Source organism: Streptomyces sp. NPDC005070, from assembly GCF_053600395.1.
On the sequence record NZ_JBSFZS010000005.1, the window covers coordinates 1 to 13,841 of the forward strand.

At 70.9% G+C, this 13,841-nt stretch carries 10 protein-coding genes; 3 read left to right on the forward strand and 7 right to left on the reverse strand.

Annotated features, from left to right (window positions below; genetic code table 11):
- Positions 1 to 36 precede the first annotated feature (36 nt).
- From gap to uvrC, 6 genes are all read right to left on the reverse strand, one after another.
- Positions 37 to 1,047 (reverse strand): type I glyceraldehyde-3-phosphate dehydrogenase, encoded by a 1,011-nt coding sequence (gene gap, locus ACWEBX_RS03030; RefSeq protein WP_355774184.1) that lies wholly within the window; start codon positions 1,045 to 1,047, stop codon positions 37 to 39.
- 192 nt (positions 1,048 to 1,239) lie between these two features.
- A complete protein-coding gene (locus tag ACWEBX_RS03035) occupies positions 1,240 to 4,197 on the reverse strand; it encodes a M14 family zinc carboxypeptidase (RefSeq protein WP_451883144.1) in 2,958 nt (985 codons plus the stop codon).
- A 228-nt stretch (positions 4,198 to 4,425) separates the two neighbouring features.
- On the reverse strand, positions 4,426 to 5,415 hold the full coding sequence (gene whiA / locus ACWEBX_RS03040) for a DNA-binding protein WhiA (protein WP_328453718.1): 990 nt from the start codon (positions 5,413 to 5,415) through the stop codon (positions 4,426 to 4,428).
- A complete protein-coding gene (locus ACWEBX_RS03045) occupies positions 5,406 to 6,476 on the reverse strand; it encodes a gluconeogenesis factor YvcK family protein (RefSeq protein WP_451883145.1) in 1,071 nt (356 codons plus the stop codon). The genes whiA and ACWEBX_RS03045 overlap by 10 nt, the downstream gene beginning before the upstream one ends.
- On the reverse strand, positions 6,473 to 7,492 hold the full coding sequence (gene rapZ / locus ACWEBX_RS03050; protein ID WP_451883146.1) for an RNase adapter RapZ: 1,020 nt from the start codon (positions 7,490 to 7,492) through the stop codon (positions 6,473 to 6,475). Before rapZ ends, ACWEBX_RS03045 begins: the two co-directional genes overlap by 4 nt.
- Positions 7,489 to 9,588: an excinuclease ABC subunit UvrC gene (gene uvrC, locus ACWEBX_RS03055; RefSeq protein WP_451883147.1), complete on the reverse strand. Its 2,100-nt coding sequence runs from the start codon at positions 9,586 to 9,588 to the stop codon at positions 7,489 to 7,491. Before uvrC ends, rapZ begins: the two co-directional genes overlap by 4 nt.
- Positions 9,589 to 10,026: 438 nt before the next feature.
- Here uvrC and ACWEBX_RS03060 point away from each other — a divergent pair, with 438 nt between their 5' ends.
- Positions 10,027 to 10,974 carry a hypothetical protein gene (locus ACWEBX_RS03060; protein WP_451883148.1) on the forward strand — a complete coding sequence of 316 codons (948 nt, stop codon included), beginning with the start codon at positions 10,027 to 10,029 and terminating at the stop codon, positions 10,972 to 10,974.
- 109 nt (positions 10,975 to 11,083) lie between these two features.
- Here the strand turns inward: ACWEBX_RS03060 and ACWEBX_RS03065 are convergent, their stop codons facing one another.
- On the reverse strand, positions 11,084 to 11,509 hold the full coding sequence (locus tag ACWEBX_RS03065; protein ID WP_451883149.1) for a Rieske (2Fe-2S) protein: 426 nt from the start codon (positions 11,507 to 11,509) through the stop codon (positions 11,084 to 11,086).
- A 313-nt stretch (positions 11,510 to 11,822) separates the two neighbouring features.
- Here ACWEBX_RS03065 and ACWEBX_RS03070 point away from each other — a divergent pair, with 313 nt between their 5' ends.
- Together ACWEBX_RS03070 and ACWEBX_RS03075 are read left to right on the forward strand one after the other, a co-directional pair.
- On the forward strand, positions 11,823 to 12,923 hold the full coding sequence (locus tag ACWEBX_RS03070) for a LacI family DNA-binding transcriptional regulator (RefSeq protein WP_451883150.1): 1,101 nt from the start codon (positions 11,823 to 11,825) through the stop codon (positions 12,921 to 12,923).
- On the forward strand, positions 12,920 to 13,831 hold the full coding sequence (locus ACWEBX_RS03075; protein WP_451883151.1) for a carbohydrate kinase family protein: 912 nt from the start codon (positions 12,920 to 12,922) through the stop codon (positions 13,829 to 13,831). Before ACWEBX_RS03070 ends, ACWEBX_RS03075 begins: the two co-directional genes overlap by 4 nt.
- The last annotated feature ends 10 nt before the right edge of the window (positions 13,832 to 13,841 follow it).

A 13,841-nucleotide genomic window follows, 5' to 3' on the forward strand; every position in this document is an offset into this window, starting at 1 on the left:
CGCCAGGTACCGGGCGAGCCTGGCCTGCTCTGGAAACTAGAGCTGGCCGCCGACGAAGACCGTGAGGTCGACGAGGCGGTTGGAGTAGCCCCACTCGTTGTCGTACCAGCCGAGGATTTTCACCGTGTTGCCCTCCTGGACCATGGTCAGGGAGGAGTCGAAGGTGCAGGACGCCGGGTCGCTGACGATGTCCGAGGAGACGATCGGGTCCTCGGTGTACGCCAGGAAGCCCTTGAGGGCGCCGTCCTCGGAGGCCTTCTTGAACGCGGCGTTGACCTCGTCCTTGGTGACCTCGCGCTGGAGCGTCACGACCAGGTCGGTGGCCGAGCCGGTCGGGACCGGGACGCGCATGGCGATGCCGTCCAGCTTGCCCTTGAGCTGCGGGAGGACCAGGGCGGTGGCCTTCGCGGCACCCGTCGTGGTCGGGATGATGTTCTCGGCGGCGGCGCGGGCGCGGCGCAGGTCCGAGTGCGGGAAGTCCAGGATGCGCTGGTCGTTCGTGTACGCGTGAACCGTCGTCATCAGGCCCTTGACGATGCCGAAGTTCTCGTCGAGAACCTTGGCCATCGGCGCCACACAGTTGGTGGTGCAGGAGGCGTTGGAGATGATGTTGTGGTTCGCCGGGTCGTACTGGTCCTGGTTGACACCCATCACGATGGTGATGTCCTCGTCCTTGGCCGGAGCCGAGATGAGGACCTTCTTGGCGCCGCCGGCGATGTGCTTCTCGGCGTCGGCCTTCTTCGTGAAGATGCCGGTCGACTCGATGACGATGTCGACGCCCAGCTCGCCCCACGGGATGTCGGCGGGGTTGCGCTCGGACAGGACCTTGATGGTGTGTCCGTCGACGGTGATGGTGTCGGCGGTGTGCGAGACCTCGGCCTTGAGGCGGCCCAGAATGGTGTCGTACTTCAGCAGGTGGGCGGTGGTCGCGGTGTCACCCAGGTCGTTGACAGCCACGATCTCGATGTCAGCACCCTGCTCCAGCAGCGCGCGGAAGTAGTTACGACCGATGCGGCCAAAGCCGTTGATGCCTACGCGGATCGTCACGAACCGATCTCCTCGTTAGGTACGCCGACTCAAGTGTCGGCGAGTTTGTATGGGATGTCCCCGACCGCCTCCGACCCTACCTCCCCCAAGGCCCCTGAGTGACATCGACCACGGCCATACACGGCAGGGTGATCCGTACCCGTCAGTAGGGGTACGGATCACCCTTGTCGATCATGCGATTGTCACGGACCGTCAGTCGTCAAGTGCCGAGAGTGCCTTCCCGATGAGGGCCGCGCGGTCGGCCGCCGTGCCGACGTGTTCCAGGCCGAAGCCCAGCAGCACGGTGTCGTCCGTGGTGACCGCTCCATATGTCCTGAAGAGTTCGCCGGTGCGTGCCCAGTCCCGCAGAACCGCCGGGCTGCCCGCGGGCGGACCGGCGACGGTCCAGGGGCCGAGGGAGGTCTCGAAGCCCTCGGTCCCGGTGCTGGTTCCGCCCACCACGAGCGCGGTGTTGTCGACGAGGACGCCGTGGCCGCCCGTGCTCGGGTCGGTGATGTAGCCGATCGACACCTCGATCGACCGGCCTGCGTACGCGCTCAGGTCGAAGGCGACCGGCTGCCAGCCGCTGGACGCGCCGGTCAGGCTGTTCCACTGCCCGCTGGAACCCGTGGCGGTGCAACCCGCCGCGCTCACGGTCAGATAGTGCTTGATCCACGGGTGTTCCCGGGCGAGGAAGCCGGCCTCGCACTCGGTCGGGACGGTGGCCGAGCTGGCGCCGCCCGCCTCGGGGAGGGTGGTCCAGTCCTCGGCCCCGGTCGTGTGGACCTCGACGACCGCGTGGTCGTAGCCGGGCTCGGTGTCCCACAGCATCTGGGAGCGCAGCGTCGGCTTGTCGGCGGCGGTGACGCCGGTGAGGTCGATGGTGCGGGTCAGCCGCTTGTAGGCGTCGTCGGTGTGCACGGCGGCGGCCATGTACGAGCCCTCGTACGGCCCGTACGGGTTCACGGTCCCGCTGAACTGCCCCGCTCCCGCACCGGAGGCGAACTGCGGGTACTGCGCCGGGGAGAGCGAGTCCGAGGTGACGCCGTAGGTGCCCGCGGCGTTCAGCGGGTTGCCGGGCGCGTCACCGAGGGTTCCGGTGGTGCCCTCGAGCCCGCCGGAGCCGGTGAAGCCCTTGGCTCCGGGTGTGGACGTACGGGAGTAGGCGCCCAGGTAGTACTGGCTGAAGTCGTTCGAGAGGGTGCCGCCGCCGAGGTCGACGCTGCCGCCGGCCAGTTCGCCCGCCTCGACCAGCTTGCCGCCCTCGTTGAGGTAGGCGCGGAGCTGGAGCTGGGTGGCGTTGCCGGGCCGCGGGGCGCCGGTGTAGTGGACGACCGTGCCGAAGTGGCCGAGCACGCCGAGCGCGTCCGGCGCGCCCTGGGTGGCGACGTCCCAGACGAGGGCCTTCTTTCCGTCGGCCTTCAGCGCGTCGACGTAGGTCTGCGCCTGTGTGGCGGCCGCGCCCTCCTCGGCGACCACGAGCACGTCGGCGCGCGGCCGCTGGGCCACGGTGTACGTGAAGCGGGTGCTGGAGGTGGGCTTCCCGCTTCTGGTCTCGCCGGTGAACCAGACCTCGACCGTGTCGCCGGGGCCGGCGTCCTCGACCTTGGCGCGGTACTCGTCGAAGTAGAGGTTGTCCGTGCCGCCGTAGGTCTCGCCGCCCCGCCAGGCCCTGAGCGCCGTGTCGTGCGTACGGCCGCCGTTGACGCGGTACTTGAGCTTCTTGTCGCGTACGGACCTGCGGACGACGACGGAGACTTTCTGGTCCGCGCCACGGGCGTACGACGTCGTGAAGGCGGACGGGGTGAAGTCGGGTGCGTCGAGGCCGACCGAGGAGGAGGGCCGGTCGGGGTGGGCCGCGCTCTCGGCGACGGAGAGCGCGAACGGGACGTTCTTCTCGAATTCCTGCTCGATCAGCTTCTCGTCGTCCGGGAAGGTGAAGACCGAGGCGCAGTCCGCGGCGTTCCAGGCGTCGTTCGGGTCGAGGTCCGAGGCGGTCTCACAGGTCGACATCTCGGGGGTGAACATCGCCGTGCCGTTGACGTTGCCGGCGTGGCCGTCCGCCTCGCCGTTGGTGGTGTAGAGCTCCGAGGAGACCTGCGGGTGATAGCCCGGGATCGCGGACTTCTCGGGCGTTCCGGCGAGCGACTTGTAGAGCACGTCGTCCGGTGTCGGCGTCGCCACCTGCCAGCCCACTCCGTAGAGCAGCAGTTCGGCGGCGGAGTGGTAGTTGATCCCGTACGTGAAGCCGACGCGCTTCTCGAAGGCGTCGAGCGCCCTGGTCTCGGGCTCGGACCCGGGGCTCGCGCCCCGGTAGGTCTCACTGGTGGGGTTGGGGGACGAACCCTCGTCGTCGTAGCCCCACTTGTAGGCGAAGTTGCGGTTGAGGTCGACGCCGTCACCGGTGGAGATGACACCGTCGCCGTTCACGTCCCGCAGGTTCTTGCGCCACTGGCGGGTGTCGGCGTCCTTGAAGGTGTAGTCGTAGCCGTCGGGGTTGGCCGACAGGACGAACCACAGCTCGGTGGAGTCGACGATCTTCTTGACGCGCTTGTCCGTGGAGTAGTTGTCCAGGTAATAGTGCATCAGCCGCCGCGTCATCTCGGGCGTGATCCACTCGCGCGCGTGCTGGTTGGACATGTACAGCACCGACGGCTTGGAGCCGTCCTTGGTCTTCCTTGCGCCCTTGGTCAGCTTCAGCGCGAGGATGTCCTGGCCGTTCAGGGTCTTGCCGATGGAGACGACCTTGGTCAGGCCGGGGTTCGCCCGGCCCGTCCCGACGATCTCCTCCTGGAGGTTGCCCTTCCCGCTGTAGGGGCGGAACACCCCCTGGGCGGCGTCGGCGACCCGGTCCTCGGCCTTGGCCGACAGGGTGTGCTCGGTGAGGTCGACGCCCTGCTTCTCCAGCTTCTTCGCCTGCTGGTCGGTGACGTAGACCTCGACCGTGCTTTTGCCGTTCTTCCAGGTCGTGTCGCCGAGCTCGTGACTGTCCTGGCCGGCCGCGAGCAGCAGGGGTACCTGCTGTTTCGTGACCTCCGCGCGGAACACCTTCACGGCGTTCGCGTCGGGCTTGGGTGAACTGCCCTCCTGCGCCCGGGCGACCGGCGCCACGGCCGCACCGCCCAGCAGGAGCGCGCCGGTAGCGAGGATCGCGCTCGCTCTTCGTCTCATGAGTCCCCCTTGCACGGGTCCGCCACAGCAGCGAACGGATGCCAGGCTCATGACACTTCAAGGTCAAGTCAAGGGCGCCTCACGGGCCGACAGAAGCCGGCGCCGATCTCCCAAGAGGGCATCGGCGCCGGCATATTGAGCTTCTGTCAGATTTTCCGGCAGGTATTTCACATCACCCGCGCACGTCCGGAACTCGCGCACGTCTCTCACGCCGCCCCGCGATCCGGGTCAGCCCGCGAGGTTGTCCGCCATCTCCTCGGACAGACTCGACTCCGTCCCGGGGATCCCGAGGTCCTGCGCCCGCTTGTCGGCCATCGCCAGCAGCCGGCGGATACGGCCCGCGACGGCGTCCTTCGTCAGCGGCGGGTCGGCGAGCGCGCCCAGCTCCTCCAGGGAGGCCTGCTTGTGCTCCATGCGCAGCCGTCCGGCGGCGGCCAGGTGCTCCGGCACCTCGTCCGCGAGGATCTCCAGGGCGCGCTGGACACGGGCGCCGGCGGCGACGGCGGCGCGCGCCGAGCGGCGCAGGTTGGCGTCGTCGAAGTTGGCGAGCCGGTTCGCCGTGGCGCGGACCTCGCGGCGCATCCGCCGCTCCTCCCAGGCCAGCACCGACTCGTGCGCGCCGAGGCGGGTCAGCAGCGCGCCGATCGCGTCACCGTCGCGGACGACGACCCGGTCGACACCGCGCACCTCGCGGGCCTTCGCCGCGATCGAGAGCCGGCGGGCGGCACCGACGAGCGCGAGCGCGGCCTCCGGTCCCGGGCAGGTCACCTCGAGGGACGAGGAACGGCCGGGCTCGGTGAGCGAGCCGTGGGCCAGGAAGGCCCCGCGCCAGGCGGCCTCGGCGTCGCAGGTGGCCCCCGAGACCACCTGCGGCGGCAGTCCGCGGATCGGGCGTCCCCGCCCGTCCACGAGCCCTGTCTGCCGGGCGAGCTGGTCACCGCCCGCGACGACCCGCACCACGTAACGCGAACCGCGGCGCAGTCCGCCGGGCGCCATCACGATCAGTTCGGAACTGTGGCCGAAGATCTCGAGAATGTCCCGCTTCAGGCGGCGCGCCGCCATCGCGGTGTCCAGCTCCGCCTCGATCACGATCCGGCCGCTCACCAGGTGGAGGCCGCCGGCGAACCGCAGGACGGCGGAGACCTCCGCCTTCCTGCAGCAGGTCCGGGTGACGGGGAGCCGGGAGATCTCGTCCTTCACCGCTGCCGTCATCGCCATGGGCCGATCCTTCCATGCATCCGAAAAATACGGTCGTACGCGGCGGCCAACAGCTCCGGATCGTGCCGCGGAGATCCATCGGGCCTGGCCACCGGCGCCAGCTCGACCGCGGCGCCGAACCGCTTGGCGGCATCGGCGAGTGACTCGCGGTCGGGCACGGCAGCCTCGTCGGCCAGCACCACGTCCAGGGCGAGTTTAGGGGCGTGTCGTCCCAAAACCTCCAAATGACGCTGCGGGGAGAAGCCTTCGGTTTCTCCGGGCTGCGGTGCGAGGTTCAGGGAGAGTACCCGGCGGGCTCTGGTCTGGCTCAGGGCGTCCAGGAGTTCGGGCACCAGAAGATGCGGGATGACCGACGAGAACCAGGAGCCGGGGCCGAGAACCACCCAGTCCGCGTCGAGGACCGCGGCCACGGCCTCGGGCACGGCCGGCGGATCGTGCGGTACGACGAGCACGGACTGGACTTCGCCCGGGGTGAGCGCCACGTTCGCCTGGCCCCGGACGGTGCCGATCTCGTCCGGCCGGTCGGGGTCGTGCCCCTTGACCCGGGCCTGGAGCTCCAGCGGCACGGCGGACATGGGCAGCACCCGGCCGTGCGCGCCGAGCAGCTTGCCGACCAGGTCGAGGGCCTGGACATGATCCCCGAGCTGCTCCCACAGAGCGACGATCAGCAGATTGCCGACCGCGTGTTCGTGCAGGTCGCCCTTGGACTGGAAGCGGTGCTGGATGACGCGGGCCCAGGTCTGGCCCCAGTCGTCGTCGCCGCACAGCGCCGCCAGCGCCTTGCGCAGATCACCGGGCGGCAGGACGCCCAGCTCGTCGCGCAGGCGTCCGCTGGAGCCGCCGTCGTCGGCCACGGTGACGACGGCGGTGAGGTCGCCGGTGATCCGGCGCAGCGCGGCGAGCGAGGCGGACAGCCCCATGCCGCCGCCGAGGGCGACGACCTTGGGCTGTGCGCCGCGGCGGCGCGGCTTGGCGCCGCGCGCCACAGCCGGCCGGCCGGCTCGGTCCCCGGGGGTCTCCCGGCGCAGCCGGCTCAGCCGCAGGGCAGTACGTCCGGTCACTCGCGCCCCATGTCCCGGTGGACGAGCACGGTCTCCACGCCCTGGGAGGCGAGGCGGGCGGCGAGCTTCTCGGCGGTCGCCACCGAGCGGTGCTTGCCGCCGGTGCAGCCGACGGCGATGGTCACATAACGCTTGCCCTCGCGCCGGTATCCGGCGGCGATGAGCTGGAGCAGCTCGGCGTAACGGTCGAGGAACTCCTTGGCGCCGGGCTGGTTGAAGACGTAGGCCGAGACCTCTTCGTTCAGGCCGGTGAAGGGGCGCAGCTCGGGGACCCAGTGCGGGTTCGGCAGGAAGCGCATGTCCACGACCAGGTCGGCGTCGACCGGGAGGCCGTACTTGAAGCCGAAGGACATGACGGTGGCCCGCAGCTCGGGCTCCTCCTCGCCCGCGAACTGGGCGTCCATCTTGGCGCGCAGCTCGTGCACGTTCAGGCTGGAGGTGTCGATGACCAGGTCGGCGTCACCGCGCAGCTCGCGCAGCAGCTCGCGCTCGGCGGCGATCCCGTCCACGATGCGGCCGTCGCCCTGGAGGGGGTGCGGCCGGCGCACCGACTCGAAGCGGCGCACCAGTGCCTCGTCGGAGGACTCCAGGAAGACGATCCGCCGGGTGACGTTCCTGGACTCCAGGTCGGCGAGGGATTCGCGAAGGTTGTCGAAGAACCGCCGGCCGCGTACGTCGACGACGACGGCGATCCGTGCCACGTTGCCCTGGGAGCGGGCGCCGAGCTCCACCATGGTGGGGATCAGGGCGGGCGGCAGGTTGTCGACGACGAACCAGCCGAGGTCCTCCAGACACTTGGCGGCCGTGGACCGGCCGGCTCCGGACATGCCGGAGATGATCACCAACTCGGGGATGACGGCGTCCGCGGCTCCCGCCGCGGCCGTCTCGATGCCCGTACCCACCTGTGCTCCGTCTTCCTTCGGCGCTTCACGCTCCGCGTGATCTTCGCCTGCTTCGCTGTGTGTTTCCCGGCCCTGCGCCGGACGTTCCTCTTCGCGCGCGTCGTTCTCGGTCATGTCTCCTGCCCCCGTCGCTCGTCCGAGGCGCCCGCGGTCACGGGCTCCTCCGCGGGGCCCGCCGTCGTCTCGGGCGCCACGTGTTCGTCGTCTTCCATGATCTCTCCGGTGGCCGTGTTCACGGCGGGCGCCGCGGGAGCCGCCTGGGCGAGGGCCACGGCGATGGTCTCCGCCGTCTTCCGCCCCACGCCGGGGACCTCGCAGATCTGGTCGATCGTCGCGGACCGGAGCTTCTTCACGGAGCCGAAGTGTTTGATCAGTGCCTGCTTGCGGGACTCACCCAGGCCCGGCACGTCGTCCAGCGGGCCCGACCTGAAGCGTTTGGCCCGCTTGGCGCGCTGGTAGGTGATCGCGAAGCGGTGGGCCTCGTCCCGTACCCGCTGGAGCAGATACAGGCCCTCACTGCTGCGCGGCAGGACCACGGGGTCGTCCTCGCCGGGCAGCCACACCTCCTCCAGGCGCTTGGCGAGCCCGCAGACGGCGATGTCGTCGATGCCGAGCTCGTCGAGGGCCCGCCGGGCGGCGGCTACCTGCGGCCGGCCGCCGTCGACGACGACGAGCTGCGGCGGGTAGGCGAAGCGCTTGGGCCGGCCGTCGTCCTCCGCGAGGGCGCTCCCGGTGTGCGGGGTCCCGTCGGCCAGGATCTCCGCGGCTCCCGGCACGGTGTCCTCGCCGTCCGCCCACTCCCCCGTCTTCTCCTTCTCGACGAGGTAGCGCCTGAAGCGGCGGGTGATCACCTCGTGCATGGAGCGGACGTCGTCCTGGCCGGCGAAGCCCTTGATCTGGAAGCGCCGGTACTCGCCCTTGCGCTGGAGCCCGTCCTCGAAGACGACCATCGAGGCCACCACGTCGTCGCCCTGGAGGTGCGAGATGTCGTAACACTCGATCCGCAGCGGCGCGCTGTCCAGGTCGAGCGCCTCGGCGATCTCCTCCAGGGCGCGCGAGCGCGTGGTCAGGTCGGAGGCACGCCGGGTCTTGTGCAGGGCGAGCGCCTGGAGGGCGTTGCGCTGCACGGTCTCCATGAGCGCCTTCTTGTCGCCGCGCTGCGGTATGCGGAGCGACACGTTCGATCCGCGGCGGGCGGTGAGCCATTCCTGGACCGGTTCCACGGGTTCGGGCAGCGCCGGGACGAGCACCTCCTTGGGGACGGAGTCGCCCGTCTCCTCGCCGTAGAGCTGCTGGAGCGCGTGCTCGACGAGGTCACCCGTGGTGACCGCCTCCACCTTGTCCGTGACCCAGCCGCGCTGGCCGCGCACCCGTCCGCCACGCACATGGAAGATCTGTACCGCGGCTTCCAGCTCGTCCTCGGCGAGGGCCATGAGGTCGGCGTCGGTCGCGTCCGCGAGGACGACCGCGTTCTTCTCCATGGCCTTCCGCAGCGCCTCGATGTCGTCGCGCAGCCGGGCCGCCCGCTCGTACTCCATCTCCTCGGCGGCTTCCGTCATCTGCTGTTCCAGCCGGCGGATGTACGTCCCCGTACGGCCCGCCATGAAGTCGCAGAACTCCTCGGCCAGGTCGCGGTGCTCCTCGGGCGAGACCCGGCCGACGCACGGGGCGGAGCACTTGCCGATGTAGCCCAGGAGGCAGGGCCGGCCGGTGCGGGAGGCGTTCTTGAAGACTCCGGCGGAGCAGGTGCGGACCGGGAAGACGCGCAGCAGCAGGTCGACGGTGTCGCGGATGGCCCACGCGTGCCCGTACGGACCGAAGTAGCGGACGCCCTTCTTCTTGGCCCCGCGCATCACCTGCACGCGCGGGAACTCCTCGTTCATCGTCACCGCGAGGTGGGGGTAGCTCTTGTCGTCGCGGTACTTCACGTTGAACCGGGGGTCGTACTCCTTGATCCAGGAGTACTCGAGCTGAAGGGCCTCGACCTCCGTGGACACGACCGTCCACTCCACCGACGCGGCCGTGGTGACCATCGTCCGGGTGCGCGGGTGGAGATTCGCCAGGTCCTGGAAGTAGCTCGCCAGGCGCTGCCGCAGGCTCTTCGCCTTTCCGACGTAGATCACCCGGCGGTGCTCGTCGCGGAATTTGTACACCCCTGGGGAGTCCGGGATCTGTCCCGGCTTGGGGCGGTAGCTGGAGGGGTCGGCCATGTCACACACCCTACTGGCGCGGGCCGACAGCGCGGCCGGCTCCCGGCACGCCTGTGGAAAACCTCGCCGCGCCGGCCGCCACGTCGAAGCGGGGCCCGCGGGACACGCCCGGTCCCGGCGTCCCCGGCCCGTCCGCGACCGGCCCCGCGCTCCGCGTGCGGCTCCCGGGATGCGCCGTTTCCGGCCACCCGCGTGACGTGGTGATGGGCGCCTGAGTGGGGGCCCAGGAGGGACGGAGCGCGTCCGGGGGGCTGCGGTGAGCCATGTTGAGCATCAGGTGTTGTCGGGGCTTGGTCAACACGCTTCAATGCGGGGGAACTCGGGGCGTGAACGGCGAAACCCGCGCGTGTACAGCCCCCGCGCGCCCACCGGGCGGCGCCGATGAACCGCTCTCACGGCCTGACCAGCCGTAGTGAACATCCACAGAAAGGCCCCTGCATGCGGACCGGCACACAGCACGCGGACGTCGCCACGGCGGAACTGGAAACGGCCCTGCGGGGCGGCCCCTTCCATGTCGCACTGCGCGCAGCGATCACCGCCCGCGGGCTGCCGCTGCAGCGCGTGCAGCACCATCTTTCGCGATACGGCGTCAGAGTCGGTGTGACGAGCCTGAGTTACTGGCAGCAGGGCGCCCGCCGCCCCCAGCGCCCCGAGTCGCTGAGAGCCGTCCGCGCCCTGGAGGAGATCCTCCAACTGCCCGACGAGTCTCTGATCAGACTTCTGGCCGAGGCCGAGGAGCGCTCCGATCCGGAACGGCCCACAGGGCGTTCCTACCGCTCACTCGTCGAGGCCTCCGGTGTCCTGGAACGGCTGCTGGCCGAACTGGAGTCCCCCCTCGACGGCGGTCTGCACACCCTCGGCCATCACGAACGGGTGCGCATAGGCGCACGTCGCGAACTGCTGGGCCGCGAGTCGCACCACATCGTGCGCGCACACAAGGACGGTGTGGACCGCTATGTCGCCATCCATCACGGCGACCCCGGATGCGCACCGGAGCGGACGACGGTCCGGGCGCTGGAGAACTGCCGCACGGGACGGGTGCGCTGGCACCGCGAGACCGGCGTCCTCGTCGCGGAACTGCTCTTCGACACCCGGCTGCGGGCGGGCGAGACGTTCCTCTTCCGCTACGCCGTCGAGGACGGCACGGCCGGGGCGTCCAGCGAGTACGTCCGCGGGTTCGGCTTCGCCGGCGGACAGTACGCGCTCCAGGTGCACTTCGCCGAGGCCGCGCTGCCCGTGCGCTGTCACCGCTTCACCCAGCACTCGGCCGCCGCGCCCCGCAGCGGCCGGCAGGAACTGCCGCTGAGCGGCCGGCACCGCTCGGTGCACCTGGTCGAGCCGCGCGTACGGTCGGGGATCGTCGGGATCGGCTGGGACTGGGAGTGACCGGCCGGCCGCAGCCCCTGCCGAGCGCCGGGTGCGGCCTCCGGTCCGGTGCGGTCCCCCGCCACGCGCCGGGTGCGGCCTCCGGCCGGGCCGGGTCCGTACCCCGGTCTCAGGCGCCCGGCCCCGCGACGATGTTCCCGTTCTGCTCCTCGACGGACAACGCGTGGAGCGGCACGGTGGCCGGTGCCCTCAGCACCTTGCCGGTCTCGGCGTCGAACTCGCTGCCGTGACACGGGCACACGAGGGTCGTGCCCTGGAGCTTGTTGATGGCGCACCCGGCGTGCGTGCAGATCAAGCTGAACGCCTTGAGCGAACCGTCCTCGGCACGGCTGACCACGACATTGTGGTCCTCGTACAGCTCGGCACCGCCCTTGGAGACGTCGCTCGCCGCGCCGAGGACGACGGGAGCGGTCGGCGTGGCGGGGGTCCCGCCGCCGCTGCCGCCGGAGCACGCGGCGAGGCCGAGCCCGGCGACCGGGGTGAGCGCCGCTCCCCGCAGGACGGTACGACGGCTCGCGGACGGACGGCCGGACATGGCATCTCCACTGGTCGAGGGTGCCGGCGGACACTCCGCCGACGACGCCGGGGCTGACACGGCGGCGGCGGCGTACACCGACCATACCGGTACAGATCATTCCGCCCGTTGCGGGGGCCGGCCCGTGCGGCTCGGGGACGTAAACGCTTGCGCAAACGTATGCGTAAGCGTTTACGCGAGCCGTCGGATGGGATATGTTCACCGGCGAGCTGCGGGTACCGTCCCTTTCGCGGTCCGGCGTCCGGGCTCCGAGCACCGGTCGGCACCGGGTCCGCTTCACGGGCGAGCGACCGGGACTCAGGGAGGAAGCGCCATGGCGACGATGGCCGATGTGGCCCGGCGGGCGGGCGTGTCCATCGCGACCGTCTCACACGTCCTCAACGACACCCGTCCGGTGCTGCCCGGGACCCGCCAGGCCGTGCTCGACGCGATCGACGAGCTGGGCTACACGCACAACACCCTCGCCCGTTCACTCGTCACCTCCCGTACGCGGTCCATCGGGCTCGCGGTGTCGGCGATCAGCAACCCCTTCTTCACGGAGATCCTCCAGGGCGTCGAGGCCGGAGCCCTCGAACACGGCTACGGCCTGCTGATCGCGGATCCGCACGACGACCCCGGGCACGAGCGCAAGGTCGTCCAACTGCTCCACGAACGGCGCGTGGACGGAATGATCATCGCGCCGTCGGCTGCTCCTGACGCGCTCCTGCGCTACCTGGAGCAGCACGACGTACCCACCGTCTTCCTGGACCGGCTCGTGGACGCTCCCGCCGGAAGCGGCTTCCGCCACGACCAGGTGTGCGCCGAGAACACCGCCCCCATGGCGAGCCTGGTGACCCACCTCGCCGAGCGGGGCCACCGGCGTATCGGACTGGTCGCGGGCCTTCCCGGACTCAGCACGACGGCGGAGCGGATCACCGGCTACCGGCACGGCCTCGCGCGGGCCGGACTCCCCGACGACGAACGGCTCGTGGCGCACGGCGACTCCCGCGCGGAAGCCGCCGAGGAGGCCACCCACCGGCTGTTGTCGCTCGGCGCGGCGCCGAGCGCGCTCGTGACCGCGAACAACGCCATGACCGTCGGCGCGCTGCGGGCCCTGCGCGACCGGGGTCTGTCCGTGCCGGGCGACGTGGCGCTGTGCTGTTTCGACGACTTCTCCTGGGCGGATCTGTTCACGCCGAGGCTCACCGTGATCGCCCAGCCGAGCAAGGAGATCGGGGCCACGGCCGTCCGGCTGCTCCTGGAACGGCTGGCGTCCCCGCATCTGGAGAGCCGCACCGTCCGGCTTCCCTGCGCCTTCGTCCACCGCACCTCGTGCGGCTGCCCCGCGACCACGGTACGTACCGAACGCTCCGAACGCTCCGAACGCTCCGAACGCTCCGAGAACGAGATACCGAGGAAAGGATCCGAGTCGTGATCGTCGTCGCCGGTGAGGCCCTGATCGATCTGGTGCCGCAGGACTCCGGCGCCCTGGCGGGACTGCTGCCCCGGCTGGGCGGCGGCCCCTACAACACGGCGGTGGCGCTCGGCCGCCTCGGCTCCCCCACGGCGTTCTGCTCCCGCGTCTCCCACGACGCGTTCGGCCAGGCCCTCCTGGACGGACTCGTGAACGCGGGCGTCGACGTGTCGTCCGTGCGGCGCGGCGGTGAACCGACGACGCTGGCCGTCGCCACGATCGGGACGGACGGCTCGGCCGCGTACTCCTTCTACGTCGAGGGCACGGCGGACCGTCTCTTCGCCGCCCCGGACCAACTCCCCGACGGGGCGAGGGCGGTGTCCTTCGGGACCTGTTCACTCGTCCTGGAGCCGGGCGCGAGCGCGTACGAGGAGCTGATGCGGACCGCCGCGGCGCAGAACGTCTTCACCGCGCTCGACCCGAACATCCGGGCCGGGCTGATCCCCGACCCGGACGCCTACCGTGCCCGGTTCAGGAGCTGGCTCCCGTCGGTGTCCCTGCTCAAGCTGTCCGAGGACGACGCCCGGTGGCTCGGCGGCACCCCGCGCACATGGCTGGCCGCCGGTCCCGCGGCGGTGGTGATCACCCGGGGCGGCGACGGTCTCACCGCGTTCACCCGGGACGGCGCGGTCCACTCCGTGCCCGGCGAACCGGTGGACGTGGTGGACACCATCGGTGCCGGCGACACCGTGAACGCGGCGCTGCTGCACGGCCTTGCCGCCCGGGACGCCCTGTCCCCGACCGCACTGACGGAACTGGGCCCCCAGGGCTGGACCGAGCTTCTGCGCTTCGCGGCCCGCGCCGCGGCGGTCACCTGCTCCCGCGCCGGAGCGGAACCGCCGTACGCCCGCGAACTCGGCGATCTATAGGCCGGATTCT

What these genes read in the sequence shown, in the direction of transcription:
- rapZ (WP_451883146.1), bottom strand. Translation starts at nt 7,492, where the DNA reads ATGACCGAGAACGACGCGCGCGAAGAGGAACGTCCGGCGCAGGGCCGG.
- ACWEBX_RS03070 (WP_451883150.1), top strand. Translation starts at nt 11,823, where the DNA reads ATGGCGACGATGGCCGATGTGGCCCGGCGGGCGGGCGTGTCCATCGCG.
- ACWEBX_RS03035 (WP_451883144.1), bottom strand. Translation starts at nt 4,197, where the DNA reads ATGAGACGAAGAGCGAGCGCGATCCTCGCTACCGGCGCGCTCCTGCTG.
- ACWEBX_RS03060 (WP_451883148.1), top strand. Translation starts at nt 10,027, where the DNA reads ATGCGGACCGGCACACAGCACGCGGACGTCGCCACGGCGGAACTGGAA.
- uvrC (WP_451883147.1), bottom strand. Translation starts at nt 9,588, where the DNA reads ATGGCCGACCCCTCCAGCTACCGCCCCAAGCCGGGACAGATCCCGGAC.
- ACWEBX_RS03065 (WP_451883149.1), bottom strand. Translation starts at nt 11,509, where the DNA reads ATGTCCGGCCGTCCGTCCGCGAGCCGTCGTACCGTCCTGCGGGGAGCG.
- whiA (WP_328453718.1), bottom strand. Translation starts at nt 5,415, where the DNA reads ATGGCGATGACGGCAGCGGTGAAGGACGAGATCTCCCGGCTCCCCGTC.